19 protein-coding genes are annotated in these 22903 nt (G+C 62.2%); 9 read left to right on the top strand and 10 right to left on the bottom strand.

Going from position 1 to position 22903, the window contains the following annotated elements; translation table 11 throughout:
* Positions 1–135 precede the first annotated feature (135 nt).
* The 7 genes from GTP45_RS10895 to GTP45_RS28990 are packed head-to-tail and all read left to right on the top strand — an operon-like array spanning position 136 to position 8587.
* Positions 136–1002, top strand: a complete 867-nt coding sequence (locus GTP45_RS10895; protein ID WP_161013886.1) for a DeoR/GlpR family DNA-binding transcription regulator — start codon at positions 136–138, stop codon at positions 1000–1002.
* Positions 999–2006 (top strand): rhamnose ABC transporter substrate-binding protein, encoded by a 1008-nt coding sequence (gene rhaS / locus GTP45_RS10900; RefSeq protein WP_217363343.1) that lies wholly within the window; start codon positions 999–1001, stop codon positions 2004–2006. Before GTP45_RS10895 ends, rhaS begins: the two co-directional genes overlap by 4 nt.
* Positions 2007–2018: 12 nt before the next feature.
* Positions 2019–3536 (top strand): sugar ABC transporter ATP-binding protein, encoded by a 1518-nt coding sequence (locus tag GTP45_RS10905; protein ID WP_161013887.1) that lies wholly within the window; start codon positions 2019–2021, stop codon positions 3534–3536.
* Complete coding sequence (locus GTP45_RS10910) at positions 3533–4516, top strand: ABC transporter permease (RefSeq protein ID WP_161013888.1); 984 nt, start codon at positions 3533–3535, stop codon at positions 4514–4516. The genes GTP45_RS10905 and GTP45_RS10910 overlap by 4 nt, the downstream gene beginning before the upstream one ends.
* Before the next feature lie 11 nt (positions 4517–4527).
* Positions 4528–5511 carry an ABC transporter permease gene (locus GTP45_RS10915; RefSeq protein ID WP_161014196.1) on the top strand — a complete coding sequence of 328 codons (984 nt, stop codon included), beginning with the start codon at positions 4528–4530 and terminating at the stop codon, positions 5509–5511.
* Positions 5508–6881: an FGGY-family carbohydrate kinase gene (locus tag GTP45_RS10920; RefSeq protein ID WP_161013889.1), complete on the top strand. Its 1374-nt coding sequence runs from the start codon at positions 5508–5510 to the stop codon at positions 6879–6881. The genes GTP45_RS10915 and GTP45_RS10920 overlap by 4 nt, the downstream gene beginning before the upstream one ends.
* Positions 6882–6922: 41 nt before the next feature.
* A complete protein-coding gene (locus tag GTP45_RS28990; protein ID WP_161013890.1) occupies positions 6923–8587 on the top strand; it encodes an FAD-dependent oxidoreductase in 1665 nt (554 codons plus the stop codon).
* On the opposite strand, the gene GTP45_RS10930 is transcribed toward GTP45_RS28990, so the two are convergent.
* The 6 genes from GTP45_RS10930 to GTP45_RS10955 are packed head-to-tail and all read right to left on the bottom strand — an operon-like array spanning position 8584 to position 13199.
* On the bottom strand, positions 8584–8871 hold the full coding sequence (locus GTP45_RS10930; protein WP_161013891.1) for an RNA-binding protein: 288 nt from the start codon (positions 8869–8871) through the stop codon (positions 8584–8586). The genes GTP45_RS28990 and GTP45_RS10930 overlap by 4 nt on opposite strands.
* Positions 8872–8883: 12 nt before the next feature.
* Entirely contained in the window at positions 8884–9660 is a 777-nt protein-coding gene (fabI, locus tag GTP45_RS10935; protein ID WP_161013892.1) for an enoyl-ACP reductase FabI, read from the bottom strand.
* Entirely contained in the window at positions 9657–10880 is a 1224-nt protein-coding gene (locus GTP45_RS10940) for an acetate/propionate family kinase (protein WP_161013893.1), read from the bottom strand. Before GTP45_RS10940 ends, fabI begins: the two co-directional genes overlap by 4 nt.
* Before the next feature lie 4 nt (positions 10881–10884).
* Positions 10885–11826: a phosphate acetyltransferase gene (locus GTP45_RS10945; protein ID WP_161013894.1), complete on the bottom strand. Its 942-nt coding sequence runs from the start codon at positions 11824–11826 to the stop codon at positions 10885–10887.
* 51 nt (positions 11827–11877) lie between these two features.
* Positions 11878–12060 carry a hypothetical protein gene (locus tag GTP45_RS10950; protein ID WP_161013895.1) on the bottom strand — a complete coding sequence of 61 codons (183 nt, stop codon included), beginning with the start codon at positions 12058–12060 and terminating at the stop codon, positions 11878–11880.
* Positions 12057–13199 (bottom strand): PepSY-associated TM helix domain-containing protein, encoded by a 1143-nt coding sequence (locus tag GTP45_RS10955; RefSeq protein ID WP_161013896.1) that lies wholly within the window; start codon positions 13197–13199, stop codon positions 12057–12059. The genes GTP45_RS10950 and GTP45_RS10955 overlap by 4 nt, the downstream gene beginning before the upstream one ends.
* A gap of 121 nt (positions 13200–13320) precedes the next feature.
* Here GTP45_RS10955 and GTP45_RS10960 point away from each other — a divergent pair, with 121 nt between their 5' ends.
* On the top strand, positions 13321–15519 hold the full coding sequence (locus tag GTP45_RS10960; RefSeq protein WP_161013897.1) for a TonB-dependent receptor: 2199 nt from the start codon (positions 13321–13323) through the stop codon (positions 15517–15519).
* Here the strand turns inward: GTP45_RS10960 and GTP45_RS10965 are convergent.
* The 3 genes from GTP45_RS10965 to GTP45_RS10975 are packed head-to-tail and all read right to left on the bottom strand — an operon-like array spanning position 15516 to position 20380.
* Complete coding sequence (locus GTP45_RS10965; protein ID WP_161013898.1) at positions 15516–16889, bottom strand: DUF2799 domain-containing protein; 1374 nt, start codon at positions 16887–16889, stop codon at positions 15516–15518. The genes GTP45_RS10960 and GTP45_RS10965 overlap by 4 nt on opposite strands.
* A 30-nt stretch (positions 16890–16919) precedes the next feature.
* Positions 16920–18710, bottom strand: a complete 1791-nt coding sequence (locus GTP45_RS10970) for a sensor domain-containing phosphodiesterase (RefSeq protein ID WP_161013899.1) — start codon at positions 18708–18710, stop codon at positions 16920–16922.
* A 2-nt stretch (positions 18711–18712) separates the two neighbouring features.
* Positions 18713–20380, bottom strand: a complete 1668-nt coding sequence (locus GTP45_RS10975; RefSeq protein WP_161013900.1) for a methyl-accepting chemotaxis protein — start codon at positions 20378–20380, stop codon at positions 18713–18715.
* Between the two features lie 191 nt (positions 20381–20571).
* Between GTP45_RS10975 and GTP45_RS10980 the strand changes: the two genes are divergently transcribed.
* Positions 20572–21654: an acyltransferase family protein gene (locus GTP45_RS10980; protein WP_161013901.1), complete on the top strand. Its 1083-nt coding sequence runs from the start codon at positions 20572–20574 to the stop codon at positions 21652–21654.
* On the opposite strand, the gene GTP45_RS10985 is transcribed toward GTP45_RS10980, so the two are convergent.
* The gene (locus GTP45_RS10985; RefSeq protein WP_161013902.1) at positions 21651–22886 is read right to left on the bottom strand and encodes a hypothetical protein; all 1236 of its coding nucleotides are present in this window, start codon (positions 22884–22886) and stop codon (positions 21651–21653) included. The two genes, GTP45_RS10980 and GTP45_RS10985, sit on opposite strands and share 4 nt — an antisense overlap.
* Between the last annotated feature and the right edge of the window lie 17 nt (positions 22887–22903).

Consider the following 22903-nt stretch of genomic DNA (forward strand, 5'->3'; position numbering starts at 1 on the left):
TAGCGCATAACAAAACAATCACTAAAATGATTGAAGAGTGATTGACGATCGATTTGGAAGCGTTTAGCCTTGAAAGTTAATAAACGGGCACACCGCAGCAATGCAGGGAGTAGCCCAGAATAACAGGAGACTCAAATGGTGAATCACAAGCGTCGCAAGCGTTTGCTGAAACTGCTTGCCGAACATAATACGGCCAGCGTGCCGCAGTTGGTCGATTGGCTGAACGCCTCGCCGGCCACCGTGCGGCGCGATATCAGCTGGCTGGCGGCCCGCAGTCTGCTCACCCGGACGCGCGGTGGCGCCGCTAATCTTGAGCAGAAAAAGCGCGGTTTCACGCTCACCAGCGAGACCTTCCAGAACAATATCCAGTGCCGCGCCGAGCACAAACGCGCCATCGCCCGCTACGCTGCCGGCATGTGCAGCGAGGGTGAAACCATCATCATCAACGGCGGCACCACCACCTTCATGATGGCCGAATTTTTAGTTGACCATCACCTCAAAATCCTCACCAACTCCTTCCTGATGGCCGAGCGCCTGCTGGTCTCCAGCGAGAACGAGATCATCGTCCCCGGCGGGAAGGTGTACCGCGAGCAGAACGTCATCCTCAGCCCCTTCGACAACGACATCACCCAGCACCACTACGCCGCCAAGATGTTCATGAGCGTCTACGGGCTGTCGCTGCTTGGCCTGATGGAAGCCGACCCGCTGCTGATTCAAGCCGAGAAGCGCTTGATCTCGCAAGCAGAGGAATTGATCGTGCTGGCCGATAGCTCCAAGTTCGCCAAGAAAGCGGGCTTGATTCTATGCGGCTTAAACCGTGTATCGACCGTCATCACCGATACCGAGGCTTCCGATGCGGCCGTGCAGCTGCTGGAGCAGTCCGGCGTGCGCGTGGTGACGGTGGAGCGCGAAGCGCTGCCGCCGCAGATTGCGCCGTCGGCCTTTAATACGCCTTACGGGTTTGAGGCGGTCGGCATGTTCCAGTCGGAGGCTGCGCATTGAAGCTCAAGCACATCGTATTGGCGGCGCTTGCCGCCGGCCTGCTGGCCGCCCTCACCGGCTGCAAAGAAAAAGCGCCTGACCAGATACGTATCGCCATGGTGGTGAAAAATCTGGGCAACGGCTTTTTCGATGCTGCCCATAACGGCGCCAAGGACGCGGCCACGGAATTGAAGAACGTGGAGATCATCTACACCGGCCCCACCACGCCCAGCGCGGAAGGCCAGATTGAGATCATCAACTCGCTGATCAGTCAAAAAGTGAACGCCATCGTCATCTCGGCCAACGATCCCAATGCGCTGGTGCCGATTACGAAGAAGGCCATGGCGCGCGGCATCAAGGTGATTTCCTTCGACAGCGGCCTCGCGCCTGAAGGCCGCTTGATGCAACTGAACCCCTCCAACGCCGACTTGATCGGCTTGAAGCAAATTCAAATGGCAGCAGACGCCATTGGCGGTGAAGGCGAAATCGCTATCTTGTCCGCATCGGCGCAAGCCACCAACCAGAATATCTGGATCAGCGTGATGAAAAAGGTGCTGGAAAAACCGGAGTTCAGCAAGATGACATTGGTGGCGACCGTGTACGGCGACGACCAATCGGACAAGAGCTACCGCGAGGCCATCGGCCTTTTACGCAGCAATCCGCATCTGAAAGCCATCATTGCTCCTACCACGGTGGGCATCAACGCAGCCAGCAAGGCGGTGGTCGATGAGCACCTGGTCGGCAAGGTGTTTGTGACGGGACTGGGCTTGCCGTCCGAGATGGCAGGCCACGTCAAGAGCGGCGCGGTGCGCGAGTTCGCGATCTGGAACCCGATCGATCTCGGTTATGCGGCCACCTATGCGGCCTATGACTTCGTGCAGAAGCGGCCCACGGCACATCCGGGCGGCAGCATCTCCGCTGGCCGCATGGGTAGCATCGCTATCGACGCTAAAGGCGAAGGCGCAATGGCGCCGCCGTTCACCTACGATAAAAGCAACGTCGACAAATTCTCCAAGATCTTCTGAGCTGGAAGTCCTATGACCACGAATACCACCCCGGTTCTGCAGTTGGCCGGGATCTGCAAGCGCTTTGCGGGCATCGTCGCGCTTAATAACGTCGCATTGACGGTGTGCGCCGGTGAAGTAATGGCGCTGATCGGCGAGAACGGCGCGGGCAAATCGACTTTAGTTAAAACGCTGACCGGGATTTATCAACCGGATGAAGGCAGCGTCACGCTGGCCGGCCAGCCGGTGGCCTTCGCCAGCGTGCAGGACGCCATGCAGGCCGGGATCACCGCCGTGCACCAAGAGACGGTGATGTTTGACGAACTGACGGTGGCGGAGAATATCTACGTCGGCCGCCAGCCATGCCGTGGTGCGCGCATCGACTGGAAACGCATCGAGGCGGAAGCCGAAAAACTATTCGCGCGTCTCGAGGTGACGCTGCCGGTACGCGCCCGCGTAAAAGACTTGAGCGTGGCGCAGCGCCATTTCGTGGAGATTGCCCGCGCGTTGTCGCAAGATGCGCGCGTGGTGATCCTCGACGAGCCGACTGCCTCCCTGTCACAGCGCGAGATCCAGGAGCTGTACCGCATCATCGGCCAGTTGCGCGCTGCCGGTACGGCGGTCATCTTCATCTCGCACAAATTTGACGAAATTTTCGCCGTGGCCGACCGCTACACCGTGCTGCGCGACGGCCAGTTTATAGCGGAAGGCGCACTGGCCGATATCACTGAACCTGAGTTAGTCGCGTTGATGGTAGGCCGCGCCGTGAAGGAAGCTTATCCCAAGGCCGACGTCACGCCCGGCGACGTGGTGCTGGAAGTACGCAACTTCCGCCACCCTACCGAGTTTGAAGACGTGAACTTCACGCTGCGGCAAGGCGAGATCCTCGGCTTTTACGGCTTGGTCGGCGCGGGCCGCTCCGAGGTGATGCAGGCCCTGTTCGGCCTCACCTCGGGCGTGAGCGGCGAGGTTCGCATGCACGGCAAGCTCGCCGTTATTGACTCGGCGGCAGATGCCATCGCCCACGGCATCGCTTATGTGCCGGAAGACCGCCAGCACCAAGGCGCGCATTTAACGCTGCCGATTCTGCACAATATAACGCTGCCCATCCTGTCGCGCGTCGGTTTCTTCCTGCGCGGCCGCCGCGCGCAGGAGACAGCGATTGCGCGCCATTACGCCGAGCAGCTGGAGTTGAAAGCTGCGCATCTCACGCAGCATGTGTCCGAGCTTTCGGGCGGCAATCAGCAAAAGGTCGTGCTGGGAAAATGGCTGGCGACCAATCCCAAGGTCATCATCCTCGACGAGCCGACCAAGGGCATCGACATCGGCTCCAAGGCCGCCGTACACCGCTTCATCGGCGAGCTGGTAGCGAAAGGGCTGTCGGTAATCCTGGTGTCGTCCGAACTGCCTGAAGTAATGGGCCTCGCCGACCGCATCATCGTCATGCACCAAGGCCGTATTGACAGCGAATACGCGCGGGCCGACGCCACGCCGGAGTTGATCGTCGCCGCTGCATCCGGCTGCGCACTGCCGCTGGAGGAATGCGTATGAAGGCGCTGCTGAAAATGCGCGAGACGCAGCTGGCGCTGTGCATCGTGGCATTGATTACGCTGGTCGGCATGCGCGCGCCGGTGTTTGTCACGCCGTCCAGCCTCGCCAACCTGCTGACCGATAGTACGCTGCTCATCATGCTGGCGCTGGCGCAGATGCTGGTGATCGTCACGCGTGGCGTCGATTTATCGATGGCGTCCACGCTGGCCTTGGCGGGCATGATGTCGGCCCTGCTGGCGGCACGCTTCCCCGCCCTGCCCTTGATCGCCGTGGTGCTGGCCGCATTAGGCATAGGGCTGCTGCTTGGTCTGATGAACGGCTACTTGATCGGCTACCTTGTCCTGCCGCCGATCGTCGTCACACTCGGCACCATGAGCGTGTATCGCGGCATGGTGTTCGTGCTGTCCGGCGGCGCGTGGGTATCGTCGCACCAGATGCCTGCAGAGTTTATCGCCTTCCCCCTGGCGCGCCTGCTCGGCGTCACGCACCTGGTCTGGATCGCCGCGCTGACAGTGCTGGCAGCATGGTACGTGGCGCGGCATAGCCGCTTTGGCCGCGACCTGTACGCCATCGGCAATGCGCCATCATCGGCGCGTTATGTCGGCATTCCGATTGCGCAGCGGCTGCTGTGGACCTACGGCCTGTCCGGCGCGATGGCCGGCTTGTGTGGCTACCTGTGGGTGGCGCGCTACGCCGTGGCCTACACCGAGATCGCCTACGGCTTTGAATTTACCGTGATTGCGGCCTGCGTCATCGGTGGCGTGAGCATCGCCGGCGGTTGCGGCAGTGTGGCCGGCGCGGTGCTGGGCGGCTTGTTCCTCGCCGTGATCGGCAACGCGCTGCCGGTGGTGAAGGTATCGCCGTTCTGGCAAAGCGCGCTGACCGGCATCGTGATCCTTGCCGCAGTACTGATCAATGCCCGCAACGGCAAACAAGGCGGCCGCCAAATCCTGCCGCTGCATGGAGGGCGCACCGCGTGAATACCACGACCATGTCATCGTCCCGCTACATCATCGCAGACCGGCCGGGCCTCCGCATCCGCACAGCGCTGGGCCGGCGCGAATGCTTGCTGGCGCTATTGCTACTGGCCGCCTTCATCGCCAACGGCATCTTGCTGCCTACCTTCCTGGACCTCGACAACCTCGCCGACGGCACCTTCAACTTCAGCGAAAAAGCGCTGATCGCCTTGCCCATGGCCCTGCTGATTATCTGCCGCGAGATCGATATCTCCGTCTCCGGCATTCTTGCGCTGTCTTCGGTCGCCATGGGCCTCGCCAACGCCAACGGCGCGCCGCCGGAAGCGCTGCTGCCGATCGCCATCGCCACCGGCACGGCGTGCGGCTGCCTGAACGGCGTGATGGTCACGCGTTTCGGCCTGCCGTCCATCGTCGTCACGATCGGCACGGTGTCGCTATTCCGCGGCCTTGCCAGCGTGGTGCTGGGCGACCAGGCTTACACCGGCTACCCGCAGTTGATGGCCGACTGGGGCCAAGGCTACTTCTTTGACGCGGTGCCGCGCGAGTTCGTCATTTTGCTGGGCTGTGCCGCTTTGTTCGCGGTGGTGCTGCATGCCACCAGTTGGGGGCGACGCATCTACGCCATCGGTAACAACCCCGTGGCCGCGCGCTTCTCGGGCATTGCCGTGGACCGCTACCGCCTCGCGCTGTTCATGCTGACGGGCGCCATGGCCGGACTGGCGGGCTATCTGCTCACAGGCCGCATCGGCAGCACACGCCCCAACATCGCCATGGGCTGGGAGCTGGAAATCATCACCATGGTGATACTCGGCGGCGTGAGCATCGCCGGCGGTGCGGGCACTATCGCGGGCGTGATGCTGGCCGTGCTCACGCTGGGCACCGTCACCTATGGCCTGTCGCTGGCCAACGTTCCCGGCATCTACATGACCATCGTCATCGGCGTGCTGCTGTTGGCGACCATCGCCTTGCCACGCCTGCTGCGCGGACGAACAAAATGACACTGCCTCAAGACGCCACCATCGTGCTCGATATCGGCAAGACCAACGTCAAGTTGGTGCTGCTCGATGCCGCTGGCGAGGTGCTGGCAGAACAGCGCAGTCCCAACACCATCGTGCGCGACGGCCCGTATCCGCATCATGACACGGAGCGCATTTGGGAATGGATGCTGGATGGGATGCAGTCGTTTGCGCGGCAAGCGCATGTCAGCGGCATCGTTCCCGTCACGCAAGGCGCGACCGCTGCATTGGTTGACGATGAAGGTTTAGTACTGCCAGTACTGGACTACGAATACGAACTACCGGCATCGCAGCAGGCGCATTACGCGGTGGAGCGGCCGCCCTATTCCGCCACGCACTCACCGCTGCTGCCTGCGGGCTTGAATCTCGGCCGCCAATTGGTGTGGCAGTCGCTGGCCTTCCCCAGGCAATTCCGCCGCGTGCGCCACATCCTCATGTATCCACAATACTGGGCGTGGCGTCTGTGCGGCGTGCCTGCCAGCGAAATCACATCGCTCGGTTGCCATACCGACTTGTGGCAGCCGTCGCGCAAGCAGTTTTCATCGCTGGTCGATCGCATGGGCTGGAGCAGATTATTTGCACCGCTGCGGCCCGCATGGGCGCCGTTGAACGTGCTGAAACCGGAACTGGTGCTGCGTACCGGCCTGCCTTCCGATTGCCGGGTACTATGCGGCATCCATGATAGCAATGCATCGCTGCTGCGCCACCTGTCCAGCAGCACGCCGCCCGCCGTGCTCTCGACTGGCACGTGGGTGATTGCCGCTGCTCCGGGCCTGCCACTGGACGGCCTGCGCGAACAAGCCGACATGCTCGCCAACAGCAACGCGCTAGGACAAGCCGTGCCCTGCATGCGCTTCATGGGCGGGCGCGAATTTGCCGAACTGGCAGGCAGCGAGGTCGAACCATGCAGCATCGCCGACCTGCACTCACTGATCGAACGAGGCACGCTGGCCGTACCCAGCTTCTCCAGCGCCGGCGGCCCTTTCGCCCACCGCGCAGGCTTCATAAAAGGCCCTCCGCCAAGCAGCGCTGCACAACGCTACGCCCTAGCCACCCTGTACTGCGTCCTGATGAGCGACTACTGTCTCGATGCGCTTGGCGTCAACGCCGACGGCGCAGCCATCGTCATCGAAGGCAGCTTCACTGCCAACCCATGGTTTGCGCGGCTATTAGCGTCGCTACGGCCTCGCCAGCAGATCAGCACCACCGACGACAGCAGCGGCACCACCTGCGGCGGCTGGATGCTGCATCACTGGCGGCGCACGCCCACCAGCCGCAAGAAAATCGCCACGCCAGTCCAGCTGCCCGGCTGGGACGACTATAAGCAACAGTGGCTAAAGGTCTTACTTTAGATTCTGGCGGCATCGCGAAAAATCGCGCTAGACTATGGCTTATGGCCATCTACGACACCTTCAAGAATCGCACCGATCAGGCGCTGCCTAAACTGGCGCCGGCGGAGATCAAGCGCATACAGCGCTTTGGCAAACTTGTGTGCTTTCAAGACGGCGAACAGCTGTTCGAAGCCGGGATAAGCTACTTCGGCATGTATGTGGTGCTCAAGGGGGCGATCTGCATCAGCCGTCACGATGGCCTGGGTAACGAATCCATCATCACCGAGCATGGCCCCGGCGAGTTTGCCGGTGAAATCAGCCAGTTGGCCGGCGCGCCAACGCTGGTCAACGGCCATGCCATCGGCCAGGTGGAAGCGCTGACGCTCAGCATAGAGTCGCTGCGCGCGCTGATTATCGCGGAAGCGGAACTGGGCGAGCGCATTGTCCGCGCCTTCATCATCCGCCGCGTAGAGCAGATCGAAAACAAGGATGGCGGCTTGGTGCTGGTAGCCGCGCCAGGCCATCCGAGCATGCACGCCTTGCAAGGATGGTTAAATAGTAACGGCCTGCCACATCGCGTGCTTGATCCGCGCGAGGACGAACAGGCACGCGCACTGTGCGAGCATTATCAGCCGCAAACGCAGGACTGGCCGCTGGTGGTGTGTCCTAACGGTGACGTCAAGCGCAACCCGAGTATCGTGACGCTGGGCCGTTGTCTCGGCACCTTGCCGGAGCTGAGTCCAGATGATATCTGGGACGTGATCGTCGTTGGCGCCGGCCCGGCCGGATTGGCGACCGCGGTGTACGCGGCATCGGAAGGCTTGTCGGTACTGGTGCTGGAGACCCGCGCCTACGGCGGACAAGCGGCAGCCAGCGCGCGCATCGAAAACTATCTCGGCTTCCCGACCGGCATATCGGGCGGCGCCTTGGCTGGACGCGCGTTTGTACAGTCGCAGAAATTCGGCGTAAAGATGGCGATTCCCGCTCCGGCTGGCCGCCTGCTGTGCGACACCTACCCGCTGCAAGTGGAAATGTGCGGCAGCCTCACGCTGCTGCAAGGCCGCACCGTGGTGCTGTCCTGCGGTGCGCGCTATCGCCGCCCTTCGCTCGCCAATCTGCGCCAGTTTGAAGGTAAAGGGGTGTACTACTGGGCTTCGCCGCTGGAAGCGGGTCTATGCGGGAGCGAGGAAGTGATACTGGTCGGAGGCGGCAACTCTGCCGGCCAAGCAGCGGTGTATTTGTCCACGCATTCGGCCAAGGTGCATATGCTGATTCGCAAAGACAGCCTTGCGTCCACCATGTCGAGCTATCTGATCGAACGCATTGCGGCCACGCCGAATATCGAGCTACACACCGAATCGGAAATCGTCGCGCTGGAAGGCAGCGACGAGGAAGGCTTGCAGCAAGTGCGCGTACGCGATAACCGCAGCCGGCTCGAAACCGACTATGACATCTGCCGCGTGTTCCTGTTCATCGGCGCCGATCCCAACACCGGCTGGCTTGGTGATTGCGGCGTGGAGGTCGATGACAAGGGCTTTATCCTGACCGGCTATGACGTGCCGGGGGCTTGCGCCACCAGCGGGCGCGCCGGCCTTGAGACCAGCGTGCCGGGCGTGTTTGCTATCGGCGACGTCCGCGCCAATTCGACCAAGCGCGTGGCGGCCGCAGTCGGCGAAGGCGCTGCCGTGGTGTCGCAAATCCACGGCTTCCTTGCCAGCCGCCGTTAGGCGATATCGATGCGCTGGTGCGGTTCGAGGTCGTGGTAGATGTCTTCTTGATGCAGCGGGATGTAGAGGTGTATCGCCTTCCCGCGATGGAACACGCCGCGTAGCTGGTTGCAGACATTCCAGACGTGTTCATAAGAATCCGCTACCTCGATCACCGCCCAAGGATTATCAGCCTCGCCTTGGCGGATCATTTCGACCTGCTTGACTTGGAAAAAGCGCGTTAGTTCTTCTTCCACGCTTGTCTCGCTGGCGTCTTCGTGCAAACCGGTCAGGATGACTTGCATGCTCAATTCCCTTCAAGCGATGATGTTTAAGCCGCCGTCCACGTAGACCGTGCTGCCCGTGAGGCGCTTGGCGTATGGCGACGCGAGATAGGCGCAGGTGTTGCCCACATCAACGATGTCAACCAGTTCGCCGAGCGGCGCGCGCTGGATAGCGTCGGCCAGTAAGTGATCGAAGTCTTTCAGGCCGGAGGCGGCGCGGGTTTGCAGCGGCCCCGGTGAGATCGCGTGGACGCGGATGTCGCGCGGCCCCAGTTCGTAAGCCAGGTAGCGGCATGCACCTTCCAACGCTGCTTTGACTGGGCCCATGACGTTGTAGTTCGGGACGACTTTATCTGCGCCGTGGTAGCTCATGGCAAACATGCTGCCGCCTTCCGTCATCAGCGGCACGGCCAGTTTGGCCATGCGGATGAAGGAGTGGCACGATACGTCCATCGCTTGCAGGAAGCCTTCGAGCGAGCAGTCCAGCAGGCCGCCTTGCAGGTCAGCTTTCGGCGCGTAAGCGATGGAGTGGACGAGAATATCGAGCTTGCCCTTGTCGGCCAGCGCAGCGAAGACGGCTTCCAACTGGCCGGGCTGCAGCACATCCAGCGGCAGCAATTGCGCGTCAATTTGTTCGGCCAGCGGTGCGACGTGCGGGAGCGCTTTCTCGTTCAGGTAAGTCAGCACCACCTCTGCCCCCAGCTTGCGGAAGGCCAGCGCGCAGCCCCACGCGATGGAATGCTCGTTGGCGACGCCGACCACCAGCGCGCGCTTGCCCGTCAAAATGGGATAGACCGTTTCCGTGTTCATGCTGCCTCCACCAATTCCAATGCATGCTGAGCGATCATCAACTCCTCGTTGGCCGGCACTACCCACACCGCGACCTTGCTATCCGCCGCGCTGATGCGCCGCACGCCACGCGGAAGGCCCGGCGCCGCGCTAACCGCCATGTCGCCGGCTGCGTTGGCGGCAGTATCCAGTTGCACACCCAGCCACGCCGCATCGCGGCAGACGGCAGCACGCAAGGCAGCACTGTTTTCGCCTATGCCGCCGGAGAATACCAGCGCATCTAATCCACCCAGCGCAGCAGCCAGCGAGCCAAGTTCGCGGCCAATCCGATATACCATCAGCGCAATTGCCTCCTTGGCGCGAGGATCATCGCTCTGCTCCAGCGTGCGCATATCGGACGAGATGCCGGACACGCCAAGCAGACCAGACTCCTGGTACATCAGCTTCTGCACCGCCGCCACGTCCATGCCCAGTTCCTGCATAAGGTACAGCACCACGCCCGGATCCAGCGCACCGCAGCGGGTACCCATCGGAAGACCGTCAACGGCGGTAAAGCCCATGGTGCTAGCCATGCTGCGCCCAGCCTTCATCGCGCACATGCTGGCGCCATTGCCGAGATGCGCCGCCACGACTTTTGCCTTTGAAAGCGCCGGTTCCGCCTTTGGCAGCACGCTAGCAATATATTCGTACGACAGCCCATGAAAGCCATAACGCCGCACGCCCATATCAGTAATGCGCGCGGGCAGCGCAAACTCCTGCGCCTCGGCCGGTTGTCCGACGTGGAAAGCCGTATCGAAACAGCCAATCTGCGGCACATGCGGCGCCATCGCCAGCACCGATCGCACCGGCGCCAGATTATGCGGCAGGTGCAGCGGCGCCAGAGGCACCAGCTTCTCCAGTTCATCCACCAGCGCCGCGTCCAGGCGCTGCGGCCCGCTATGGGCCACGCCGCCATGCACAATCCGATGGCCGACTGCCACCACGCGATGGCCATCCAAATGCGTCTGCGCGAAGTCGACCAGGAAGCGCATGCCGCCCTGGTGATCGAGCGGGCCGTCGCGCCACTGGCGCTCACCAACCACCGCGCCTTGCGCATCTTGTGCGACAAAGCGCGCTACGCCGCTGTACAAATTTTCGATCTTGCCACGTAAGGTCAAGTCCAGCGCTGGCCCGCTGTACATCGAGAACTTGATGCTCGACGAACCAGCGTTAATCACAATGATGGAGTCATTGGCCTGCATGTCCTCAGCCTCCCAGAATACGCGTACCCGACAGTTTGCTATGCGCCACCAGAACAGCCACCGCACACGACGCCAACCGTGCCTGTACAGTATCTGCACGGCTGGTCAAAATCACCGGTACACGCGCGCCGAGCACGATGCCGGCCGCACTGGCGCCGGCCATAAAGGTCAAGCTCTTGGCCAGCATATTGCCGGCCTCCAGATCCGGCGCGACCAGCACATTGGCCTGTCCCGCCACCGGCGACACCAGATGCTTGATCGCCGCCGCTTCGGGATCGATGGCATTGTCCATCGCCAGCGGCCCGTCCAGCAGCGCGCCGGTAATCTGGCCGCGATCAGCCATCTTGCACAGCGCAGCGGCATCAATTGTGGACGGCATTTTCGGGTTCACCGTTTCGACCGCAGCGAGAATCGCCACCTTCACCGGATCAAAGCGCAGCACCTGCGCAAGATCGATCGCGTTCTGGATGATGTCGACCTTGTCGGTCAAAGTAGGCGTGATATTGACGGCGGCATCGGTGATGATGAGCGGCTCGGCGCGGCCCGGCACATCCATCACGAAGCAATGACTGAGGCGGCGCGCAGTACGCAAGCCGGTGGCAGTTGCCACCACGGCCCCCATCAGTTCATCGGTATGCAGGCTGCCCTTCATGAGCGCAGTGGCATGGCCTTCGCGCACCAGCTCCACCGCGCGCGCGGCTGAAGCGTGGCTATGTTCCGTATCGATGAGCGGCAGCGCCGAAATATCCAGATGCGCGGCATCGGCGGCTTGCCGGATGCGCGCTTGCGGCCCAACCAGTATCGGATTGATGATGCCCATATTGGCCGCATCGAGCGCGCTTTCCAGCGCATTGCGGTCACAGGGATGGGCGACAGCCACCGTCGCCGGGCCAGCCTGCCGCGCTGCGGCAATCAGTTTATCGTAATGCGGGTGCGATACTTCCATGCGATCTCCTCGGTAGACGGCACGGAAATAATAACAACTAATGCAAAAAAATCAATCGGATTTTGTGCGACGCGGCAAACCGAACCAGAGACATAACAGTACCGGCACACCCAGCGCTACAGCGGACACGTGATCCCAAACACCGTCGCCCACCAACGCCGAAATCAGGCCGATGAGGGTGAGGATGGCAAGCGCAATCGGCGCGCCCCACATGCGCATCAATGGGCTGCTCATGCGGTCACCTCTTCTTCCTCTTTCGCTTCAACGACAGCCGAACGTGCAGGCGCAGGTGCGCCGCGCTTCAGCCACAGGTATAAGCCGCTACCCAGCACGAAGATGGTAATCACGTCCAAAGCCGCCCACAGGAACTGCATCCATGCGCCGCCATAGTCACCGAAGTGCAGCGGCTGCGAAATCAGCAGCGCGGTCAGATACCACGGCAGTTCGCGGCGATCGGTAATCTCGGTCGTTTGCGCATCGATCAGCACCGGTTTGTACAAGCGCGAGGTCAGCGCCTCGTCGCCGCGCATGAAGATGCCGTAATGGTGAGGACTGGTGAACGGCGTGCCGGGGAAAGCGACGAAGCCGATCTTCATGCCCGGCTCCGCAGCCACCGCGTGCTCCAGCGATTTCTGCATCGAGCCCAGTTGGGTCGGCGGCGGCAGGCCTTTGTATGGCGCGACCATGTCGGCCATCTCGGTGTACTGCCAGTACTTGAGCATCAAGTCGGCCCAGGTATTAATCATGCCGGTGGCGCCAACCACCAAGGCCCAAGTCAGCGTGACAATGCCCAGCATATTGTGCAGGTCCAGCCACTTGACGCGCGGTCCACGTTCACGGCGCACTTCGCCAAATTCCAGCTTGCGCATGAACGGCGCGTACAGCACCACGCCGGAGATAATCGCGATCACCAGCAGCAGTCCCATAAAACCAAGGAACAGCTTACCCCATAAGCCCGCGTACAAGTCCACGTGCAGGTGGAACATCACGCCGAGGAAGCTGCCTTCGAAACTCGGCTCGCCCAGCACCTTGGCGGTGCGCGCATCGACGGCGATGGATTTGAATTTCTCGTCAGTCGGATTGTCGCCCATGGTCAGGAACCAGATGCTCGGATCATCGGCTTCCTGCGACAAGTACATGGCCATCTTGTTCGGATACAGCGCCTTGCCGGCTGCGATCACATCGTCCAAGCTGGCCTTCGGCGTGGTGGCCGGCATGGCTGGCGCTTCGATGGCGTTGCCCAGCAAATGGTCGATCTCATGGTGATAAATCAGCGGCAGGCCGGTCACGCACAACAGCAGCATGAACACGGTGCAGACCAGGCTGCTCCACTTGTGTACCCATGCCCAGCGGCGAACGTTGATTGGTGTCATTTTGTTATCCGATTACAGTACTCAGATTACAATGATAATGCAAATCACTCTTATTTAGCAGCGAAAAATGGCGGCGAAGGCTATAATTGGGAATCATTCTCATTTACTTAGCAAATAAGCCATGCAAAAACAGAATCTGAAGCTGTCCCCGTTCGCCCTCGCCGCCATGCTGCTGACCGCTGCCACCGCAGCACAAGCGCAAAGCCAGGCCGCTGCCGCTAACGCAGCCGATGGCGCCGACGGCAAAGTTCAATCGGTCGTGGTCAGCGCTTCCGCCGACGCCTCGGCTGAAGGCTTGTCGCGCAATTTCGCCGGCGGCCAGGTGGCACGCGGCGGCCGTGCCGGTATTCTGGGTAACGTCGACATCATGGACTCGCCTTTCAACACCCTGAACTTCACCTCCGAACTGATTCAAGACCAGCAAGCGCGCAGCGTGGCCGACGTGCTGCAGAACGATCCATCCGTGCGCGTGGCACGCGGCTTCGGCAACTTCCAGGAGCTGTATGTGATTCGCGGCTTCGCTGTGAGCTCGGACGACCTGGCCTACAACGGCTTGTACGGCGTGCTGCCGCGCCAATTCGTGGCATCGGAACTACTGGAGCGCGTGGAAGTCTTCCGCGGCGCGAACTCCTTCCTGAACGGCGCAGCACCGGGCGGCGGCGGCATCGGCGGCTCGATCAACCTGCTGCCGAAACGCGCAGGCGCTACGCCGCTGACGCAAGTGACGGTCGGCGTTGAAACCGGCGGTCAAGGCTACGCCGCCGTTGATATCGCGCGCCGCTTTGGCGCCGACGGCAACACCGGCATCCGCATCAACGCTGCACGCCGCGACGGCGACACCGGCGTCGATAAAGAACACCGTGAACTGAACGTGGCTTCGGTCGGCCTTGACTTCCAGGGCCGCGACTTCCGCCTGTCCGCCGATATCGGCTACCAGGATCACAAGCTGACCAGCCCACGTCCGGCAGTCACTGCCAGCACCGCAATCGCCCTGCCATCCGCACCGGATAGCAGCAGCAATTGGGCGCAGGACTGGACTCGCTCCAACGAGCGCGATACCTTCGGCACCTTGCGCGGCGAGTGGGATCTGAATAAGAACACCGTGGCATGGGCCGCCTTCGGTGCGCGCAGCGGCGACGAGAACAACATCTTGTCCGAACCAACCGTGACCAGCGTGGACGGCACCGCCAACGCCTACCGCTTCGACAACACCCGCCACGACAACGTGCGCACCGGTGAAATCGGCGTGCGCACCAAGCTGCGCACCGGTGACGTAGGCCACACCATCAGCGCGAGCGCGTCGAGCTACTGGCTGGAGTCGAAGAACGCCTATGCATTCAGCACGTTTGGCGGCATCGCCACCAACATCTACAACCCGGTCAACGTGACCGCGCCGCCGGCCAACTTCTTCACCGGTGGTGTGTTGAGCAATCCAGGCCTGACCAGCAAGAGTATCCTGACCAGCTACGCCATCGCCGACACGCTGTCCATGCTGGATGATAAAGTGCTGCTGACCGTGGGCGCGCGCCACCAGGCCATCAAAGGGGACAGCTACGACTACAACACCGGCGTAACGCTCACGCATTACGACGCAACCAAGGTCACGCCGGTGATCGCCGTGGTCTACAAGCCGGTGAAAGGCGTGTCGCTTTACGCGAACTATATCGAGGGCCTGCAACAAGGCGCAACGGCGCCGAGCAACGCCGAGAACCGTGGCACCATGTTTGCACCGTACGTGTCGAAGCAAAAAGAAATCGGTGTGAAGTATGAACAAGGCACGCTGGGCGCTACCGCTGCCCTGTTCCGCACCAATCAGCCAGCGGGCTATATGGAGAGCGGCGTATTCGGCATCTTCGGCGAACAGCGCAACCAAGGCATGGAGCTGACGGTGTACGGCGTGCCTATGAAAGGCCTGCGCCTACTGGGTGGCTTGACGCTGCTCGATGCTACGCAGCGTGTGACGCAAGGCGGCATCAATCAAGGCAAGGACGTCATCGGTGTGCCGGATACGCAGCTGAACATCGGCGCCGAATGGAGTGTGCCGGGCGTGAGCGGTTTGAATCTGAACGCGCGTACCGTCTACACCTCATCGCAATTTGCGGATGGCGCCAACAAGCAGGAACTGCCGGCGTGGACGCGCCTGGATCTGGGCGCGAGCTACGCTACCCGCATCTTCGACCGCAACGTCACCTTCCGCGCGCGCGTCGACAACGTGACCGACAAGAGCTACTGGGCGTCGGCCGGTGGCTACCCAGGCTCGGGCTACCTGATCCTGGGTGCGCCGCGTACCGCATCGGTGTCGGCGACTTTCGAGTTCTAATAAATCTCGCGGCGCAGGCGCTGCATTTGCTGGTCATGACGATCCACCCAGCGGCGGGCGTCATCCAACTGGCGCTCCAGCCGCTGCAGGTAGTCGCTTAACTCGCGCCGCTCTTGTTCGCGGCGGCGATCCTGTTTGACCGTTTCGTCGTTGACGGGACGGTCTTTCGCTTCCTGGTTGGCGCGGATCTCGCGCTCCAGCCGAACCAGACGACCGCGCACATCGCGCACGCGGTTGGCCAAATCATTCGCATCATCCACCGCCTGGCGATGCTTGGCCGCAGCGATTTCAAAATCCTGTCCGCTCACGTAAGCGTGTTTTAGCTGGTTCTGTGCTGCTGGCGCGCAGACTTCAATCGCCATGCCGGCATTGCCCCGGCCACGTTCAAACGCATTCTCCGGCGTACAGTAGCGCGCGTTCTCCTGGCGCCATGCGTTGGTGTAAGCGTCCTTCGTGCCCGGAATCGAGAACACACCGTCGCGGCTTGCGTTGGCGATGCGTTGATCCAGCATGAAGGGATGGCCGTAGCCGTCTGCTGCGCCGGTGTCGCGCCAGTAAGTCAGCAGGCGCGCCTCCCACGCTTCGCGATACTCGCGCTCATGGATCTTCAAGCCCTTGGCTTTCGCTTCGCGTCCACGCGTGCCGAATTCCTTGCCGCTGGTAGCGTCTTGGGTGCCGAGATTGCGCCAGTAATTGACGATTTCCGCATTCCACGCGGTGCGGTAGGACTCTTCTTGAATATCGACGCCGGCGCTGCGCGCGGCTGCGGCGCGGTTGCGGAATTCGCTGTCCGGCGTGCCGCTGCGCGCATCGGAGTAGCCAGCATCCGACCAGAAGGTGCGGTTGCCGGCGCGCCAACCGTTGGTATAAGCCTGCTCGTCAAAACGCAGTTGCGCAGCCGCAGCCTTGCTGCGATTGGCTTCCTTCTGCGTGAGCGGCATGCCGCTGGCGCCTTCGCGCTGCCCGGCCGCTGTCCAGTAGTCGGAATTCCCGGCAGTCCAGCCGGCGTTGTAAGCGGATGGATTGAGTGGTGTTTTGTGTTTGCGCACGTCTTCGCTGTTGGCGTGGCGGTCGTACTGCGCCAGCGATCCTTGCTGGCCGTCCTTGCTGCCCAAGGTGTACCACAAGTCCCAATTCCCTTGCGCCCAGCCCGCGCTGTAGCGCGTCGCTGCATCGTTGGCGGCCGGCTTGTCGGCATGGTCGTCGCAGAAGTCTTTGCGTTCGGCGTAGTTGGCCGGTTCGCCCAGCAGGCCGTCTTTGTGGCCGATGGCGTTCCAGTCGCCGACCTTGCAGTCAGCGACACGCTGCATGTGGGACTGGCAGCCGGCCAGCAGCAAAATCAGGGGAATCAGGCGCAATGAGGTTTTCATGCGCCGGATTATAATGCCAATTTACTATCCTCAGGCAGCAATTGCGATGTGGCTCTCGCGGTGCTGGATGGCGTGGGCGAGGAAGGCGCTGGCACTAAGCGGCTTGGCGAAGTGGTAGCCCTGCGCGATGTCACAGCCCCAATCGCGGATCAGGCCCAGTGACTGCGCCGTCTCCACGCCTTCCGCCACTACCTGGTAATCAAGCTCGCGGGCCAGGCCGATCAGCGAGCGCACGATGCGCTGGTCGCGCGGATTGGCGTCTACATGGCGTATCAGCGACTGGTCCACCTTGACCACCGTGGCTGGCACTTTTTGCAGGTAGGCGAAGTTGCTGTAGCCGGTGCCGAAATCGTCGAGCGCAAGGCTCATACCCAAATCGCGGATGCCGTGCAGCGTTTGCAAGATGCCCGGCCCTTCCATCCAGATCCCTTCCGTGCATTCGATTTCGACATAGCGCGGGTCGACGCCAAACTCGCGGCAGGTGGCGGCCAGGCGTTGGACAATGTCCGGCTCTTCAAAATTGTAGGCCGACAGATTGATCGCCACCTTGATCAAGTTACCGGCCGCATGCCACTCGCTAAGCTGCTTGATGGCGGTGTGGATCACCCAGTGGCTAAGCGGTCCTATTAGCGCGGTCTTTTCGATCAGCGGGATGAATTCCGCCGGCGACACCGGACCCAGTTCGGCGTGATTCCAGCGCAGCAGCGCTTCGGCCGACAGGCAGGCGCCGCTGCCCAGTTCATGCTTGGGCTGGTAGACCAGCTCGAAGTGGCCGCCAGCGATGGCGTTGCGCACATCGTTCAACAGGCGGAAGGCGCGTTTCTGCTGTTCGTCCTCGGTATTGCTGTAACAGCTCCAGCGCTGCTGGTGCACGAGCGACTGGTTGACCGCCGCCGCAGCCTTGCGCGGCGCATCCTTGGCCGAGCTGGGACACAGGTCGAATACCACGATGCCGCCAAAGCTGGGCAGCACCATCGGGATATTCAGGCTGTTGAGCGGTGCTTGCAGTTCCGGCTCCAGACTATGCAAATAGCTGATGAAGCCATCGGTGTCTTCATCCATCGACAGAATGGCAAAGCGGGCGTCGGTCAGGTGATAGACCTGTGCCCTGCCCTCGAATAGCCGCAGCAGCCGCGCGCCGACTTCGCGCACCAGTTCATCGTAGACCGGCGCGCCCAGCACGCGGATGATTTCATAGGCCTTGGCCGCGTCGGGCATGTCGATATCGGCCAGCACGCGGTATTCGCCGCGATGCTGGCGGCCGTGCGCGGTCAGGTCTTCAAACAGCTGATACCTATTGGGCATGCCGCTGACCGCGTCGACGTGGCCGACCGCGCGGCCCAGCGTAATGTGGGCCATGACCATGCCGGCCAGCCGGGTCAACTGCTCTTTTTCTGCGGCGGTGAAGCTGCGCGGCTGGGTGTCGATCACGCACAGCGCGCCGATGGCGTAGCCTTCCGGCGTAATCAGCGGCGCACCGGCGTAGAAGCGCACCGCTTGCGGGCCGGTGACCATGGGATTGCCGGCAAAGCGCGCGTCCAGCAGCGTGTCTTCGATCATCAGCACACTGGCTTGCTGGATGGTGTAGTTGCAGAAGGTCTGGTCTCGCTGCGCGTTCGGCGGGCAAAAGCCGACGCTGGACTTGAGCCACTGGCGGTCGCTGTCCAGCAGCGAGATGTAGGCGCCGGCCACGCCGTACATCTCCATCGCCAGCCGCGTGATGGCGTCAAAGTATTCGCTGGTGTTGGTGTTGAGGATGCCCAGCTGGTGCAGCGCTTGCAGGCGTTCTGTCTCGGAGTTATTGAGCACTATGTCCTGCATAGTTACGCTCCCACCGGGGCTGGCAGCAGGCCGGCCGAGGCGCGCGCACCGGACGGTGCGGCGGCTCCGCGCGCAGGCTGCGCATGCCAGCCGTCGCGCTGGGTTTTGAAGACACTGACCGCGTGGTTCAGGTGCGCGGCCTGCTCTTGCAGCACTTCCACCTCGCCGGCCGCGTGTTCGACCAATGCGGCATTCTGCTGCGTCACCTGGTCCATCTGCGCGATGGCGCGGTTGACTTCCTCGATCCCCTGGCGCTGCTCGTCGCTGGCCAGCGTGATGGCGCCGACCATGTCGCTAACCTGCTTCACGCTTTGCACGATGTCGCGCATGGTGCTGCCCGCGTGTTCCACCAGCTGGGTGCCGGCGTGGATCTTGGCCACCGATTCATCGATCAGCGATTTCACTTCGCGCGCGGCGGTCGAGCTGCGCTGCGCCAGGTTGCGCACTTCGGTTGCCACCACGGCGAAGCCGCGGCCTTGTTCACCGGCGCGGGCGGCTTCCACGGCCGCGTTCAGCGCCAGAATGTTGGTCTGGAAGGCAATACCGTCGATCACGCTGATAATCTCTTCGATCTTGCGCGACGATTCGTCGATGGCGTTCATGGTCAGCACCACTTCGCCGACGATTTCGCCGCCCTTGCTGGCGATGTCCGAAGCGTTCTGCGCCAGCGTGTTGGCGTCGCGGGCGCTGTCGGCATTCTGTTTGACGGTGGAGGTCAGTTCTTCCATGGCCGATGCGGTTTCCTCCAGTGAGCTGGCCTGGTCTTCGGTGCGGCCGGACAGGTGCTGGTTCTGTTCGGAGATCTGGTCGCTGATGCTACTGACGGCGACAGAGGCTTCGTGAACTTCGGTCACGGTGGCGCGCAGGTTGCGGCTCATTTTCACCAGCACCGCCATGATGCTGTCCTGGTCGTGGCCGCGCAGCGTCATGTCGTGATACAGCTCGCCGCGGTCCACCGCATTGGCCAGCGCCTTGACTTCGGCCGGCTCGGCGCCCAGTGCGCGCAGCAGGTATTGGGTGACGCGCCATGCCACCACCACGCCGATGGCGATCGCGATGGCGACGGCGGCCAGCGTCAGCGACTGGAAGTTGTGCGCGCCGTGGCGGGCCAGCGCCGATTCGGCCTCAGTCATTTTCTCTTCCTGGTCGATGAAACCGTTGATGCTGGCCAGCCATTCGACAAAGGCCGGCTTGGCCTGCTCCAGCATGATCTTGCGGGCGCCTTCGATGTCGCCGGCGCGGCGCGCCTCAATGATCTTGCGGATCAGCGGCGTGGCACGGGCTTCGCTCTGCTTGATGCGCGACAGCCAATCGCGCTCTTCCGGCGTGATCTTGGCGTTGGCGGCGCTGAACAGCGCATCCATAGGCCGCGCCGACTGCTGGTAATCGTTATCGAGCTTGTCGATCAGCGCCGTGACGCCGCTCATTTCGGCGTCGCCCACCAGCGTCACGTCGCGCAGCGCGATCGCGCGGTCATGCACGCTGCCGCGGAAGTTGATCGCATAGCGCTGCTTCACGTTATTGACCTCGCTGATGTGCTGCAGGCTGTTGTCAATGGCGTTGACCTTGAATACGCTCAGCACCGACAGCACCAGCATCATCGCCAGTACGATGCCAAAGCCGATGCCCAGGCGGCCGGCCACACTGATTTCGTTCTTATTGATTTCCATTGCGGTTCCTTAGATCGGATACGAGATAAACGCCATCATATTTCGGCTGAGCAATTTAGTTAAATTTATTAATTAAATTAAATTAATAGTAGTTTCCTATCGGCATAAATGCCGGGATGGGTTGAAACTTTACTACCAGCAGACAGGGAAAACACCTCCCCAAGGGGAGATGTCATGGTAAGGTTTTGCCTATGCGTATAAATTCTATCGATGCCGTTCGCGGCCTGACCGTTGCCGCGATGCTGCTGGTGAATGACGCCGGCGACTGGTCGCATATCTATCCCTGGCTGGAGCACGCCGAATGGCATGGCTGCACGCCGGCGGACCTTATCTTCCCGGTGTTTATGCTGATCGTGGGCGTATCGCTGCAACTGGCGCTTGGGCGGCAGCTTGAAGGTGGCGCGGGCCACGGCACCAATGCCAACGCCGATGCGCTGCTGATGCGCGCCGTGCTACTGCGCGGCGCCCGTATCGTGCTGCTTGGCGTGGTGCTGAACGTGATATCGCTACTGGCGATGGGCGGGCACGGCTTCCGCCTGCTCGGCGTCTTGCAGCGCATCGGCATCTGTTTCGCGCTGGCGGGCATGATCGCCATTTATCTGCGCAGCGCCCCCGCACAATGGGCCGCGTTGGCAGCGATCCTGCTCGGTTACTGGGCGCTGCTGGCGGGCAGCGGCGGCGTTGAGCCGAATGTGAATCTGGCCGATCGCATCGACACGGCGCTGCTAGGCGCCCTGTCCTATCAATACGATGTGGCCACCGGCCTCGCGCACGAGCCGGAAGGAATCTTGAGCACCTTGCCGGCGCTGGGCACCGTCATCCTTGGCATGCGCGCGGGCGACTGGCTGCGCAAGGGCCGCATCGGCATGGTGGCGCTTGGCGGCGCGGTGGCGATGCTGATCGGCGGCGCATGGTCGCTGGCGCTGCCGCTGAATAAGCAGTTGTGGACTTCGTCCTTCGTGCTATGGACTGGCGGCTTCGGCATGCTGGCGATTGCGCTGGCCTACCAGTTGATCGACATACGCGGCTGGCCGCCGCTGGGACGCTCGATGGGCGTGAACGCCATTACCGCCTATGCCGGCTCGTGGCTGGCGACCTGCCTGCTGGCGGCCAGTGGGCAAATGGGCCCGATCTACGAGAGCCTGTTCCGCGTGCCGCTAGCGCCGATATTTGGACAGGAGTTTGCCTCGATGGCGTTCGCCGCCAGCTTCACTGCCGTCTTCTGGATTGCGATGGCCTACGCTTACAAGCGCGGTTGGCGCATCTCGATTTAGAACTTCCAGCGCAGCGACAATGTGAGACTGCGTTCCTTTTGCAGCGCAGCCTCGCCAATCAAAACGCGGGCCGAGCGTTCGCTGCGCACCAGCAGCGCTTCCGTCATCAGCGACCAGCTCTCGGCCAGCGGCCAATCGTAGGCTAGCGCCACGCCGTAACCGACTTCGTTGTTTGGATCCGAGGGAATGTTATCGTGCTCCGTGGTGCTGAAACGGTCGTAGCGCACGGCCGCTGTGCCAGGGCCAAGCGGATGGCTCAGTAGCGCAAACCACGATTGAAAATCCAGTCCCACGCCGTTCCGTCCCATCAGCGTATCGCCGCGCATGGCCTGTAGCGCCAGCTCCCACTGTCCCTGCGGACGCCACACCGCACTCACATGGTCGAAGCGCGTGCGCCAGCCGTACTGGCCGTCCTTGACCACCGTGGGATCGGTCAGATTATCGTAATGCAGCGCCGCCAGCTCCAGCCGCGTGCCAAAGTTCAGATTCGCGCCGGCGTAGTAGCCAAGCTTCCCATCCAACTCGCGGAACGGGTGGATATCGCGCGATTGCCTCAACAGCCTGCCGTCCGGCGGCCGATAGACCGGCAAGTCGGCCAGCTTCAGTGTGTCGTTGCGGCCGGCGATGCGGTCGCTGATCGACCAGCCGCGCCACGCCAGCAAAGTGCCCGTCGGGTCATTGCCGGTGTAAGCCGCCACCACGAAGCCCACGTCATAAGGCGCGCCGCTGTAGCGGCCCAAGCGCCGCGCGCTCCATTCCACGCCGTTGGTGCGCAGCTCCTCGCCGATCCAGCTGTTAATTGCGGAACTGGAGATGGTGTGCTTGGGCACCCAGCCCACGCTGTCGTAATCGATTTCCACGCTGGTCGGCGCGAAGAAGAAGCCGGCGCGTACGCGGGTTTTCCACGCGCCCTCCGGCACCGGATTCCAACTGATGAAAGCCTCGCGCACATCGACCACGCCGCGATGCTGCTGGTCGGCGCTCAGTTCAACGCTGGCGCTCACGCTATCGAGCAAATCGGCATCGCCGCGCAGCACCGCCTGCCCGATGCTTAGCCGCGGCGAGTTTTCGTCGTAGCGCGTCTTGGCCAAGCCGCTGTCGAGGAAACTGCGGCCAGCGTCAGAATCGACGGCGCGCAAGTCCAGCAAGCCGCGCCACTCAACCGCCTGCGCATTCGCAGCAGTGACGGCCAGCGCCAGCATCAGCATCATCGTAGGGGTGGTTAGTTTCATCCCTGCATCATACACGG

This window comes from Duganella rivi, from assembly GCF_009857435.1.
GTDB classification, from domain to species: Bacteria; Pseudomonadota; Gammaproteobacteria; order Burkholderiales; family Burkholderiaceae_D; genus Rugamonas; species Rugamonas rivi.

Coding starts and splice junctions, on each gene's coding strand:
- GTP45_RS10970 (WP_161013899.1), bottom strand. CDS start 18,710: ATGCAGGACATAGTGCTCAATAACTCCGAGACAGAACGCCTGCAAGCG.
- GTP45_RS10940 (WP_161013893.1), bottom strand. CDS start 10,880: ATGCAGGCCAATGACTCCATCATTGTGATTAACGCTGGTTCGTCGAGC.
- GTP45_RS10920 (WP_161013889.1), top strand. CDS start 5,508: ATGACACTGCCTCAAGACGCCACCATCGTGCTCGATATCGGCAAGACC.
- GTP45_RS10985 (WP_161013902.1), bottom strand. CDS start 22,886: ATGAAACTAACCACCCCTACGATGATGCTGATGCTGGCGCTGGCCGTC.
- GTP45_RS10975 (WP_161013900.1), bottom strand. CDS start 20,380: ATGGAAATCAATAAGAACGAAATCAGTGTGGCCGGCCGCCTGGGCATC.
- GTP45_RS10955 (WP_161013896.1), bottom strand. CDS start 13,199: ATGACACCAATCAACGTTCGCCGCTGGGCATGGGTACACAAGTGGAGC.
- GTP45_RS28990 (WP_161013890.1), top strand. CDS start 6,923: ATGGCCATCTACGACACCTTCAAGAATCGCACCGATCAGGCGCTGCCT.
- GTP45_RS10945 (WP_161013894.1), bottom strand. CDS start 11,826: ATGGAAGTATCGCACCCGCATTACGATAAACTGATTGCCGCAGCGCGG.
- GTP45_RS10895 (WP_161013886.1), top strand. CDS start 136: ATGGTGAATCACAAGCGTCGCAAGCGTTTGCTGAAACTGCTTGCCGAA.
- GTP45_RS10905 (WP_161013887.1), top strand. CDS start 2,019: ATGACCACGAATACCACCCCGGTTCTGCAGTTGGCCGGGATCTGCAAG.
- GTP45_RS10980 (WP_161013901.1), top strand. CDS start 20,572: ATGCGTATAAATTCTATCGATGCCGTTCGCGGCCTGACCGTTGCCGCG.
- GTP45_RS10950 (WP_161013895.1), bottom strand. CDS start 12,060: ATGAGCAGCCCATTGATGCGCATGTGGGGCGCGCCGATTGCGCTTGCC.
- GTP45_RS10910 (WP_161013888.1), top strand. CDS start 3,533: ATGAAGGCGCTGCTGAAAATGCGCGAGACGCAGCTGGCGCTGTGCATC.
- GTP45_RS10930 (WP_161013891.1), bottom strand. CDS start 8,871: ATGCAAGTCATCCTGACCGGTTTGCACGAAGACGCCAGCGAGACAAGC.
- GTP45_RS10915 (WP_161014196.1), top strand. CDS start 4,528: ATGTCATCGTCCCGCTACATCATCGCAGACCGGCCGGGCCTCCGCATC.
- GTP45_RS10960 (WP_161013897.1), top strand. CDS start 13,321: ATGCAAAAACAGAATCTGAAGCTGTCCCCGTTCGCCCTCGCCGCCATG.
- fabI (WP_161013892.1), bottom strand. CDS start 9,660: ATGAACACGGAAACGGTCTATCCCATTTTGACGGGCAAGCGCGCGCTG.
- GTP45_RS10965 (WP_161013898.1), bottom strand. CDS start 16,889: ATGAAAACCTCATTGCGCCTGATTCCCCTGATTTTGCTGCTGGCCGGC.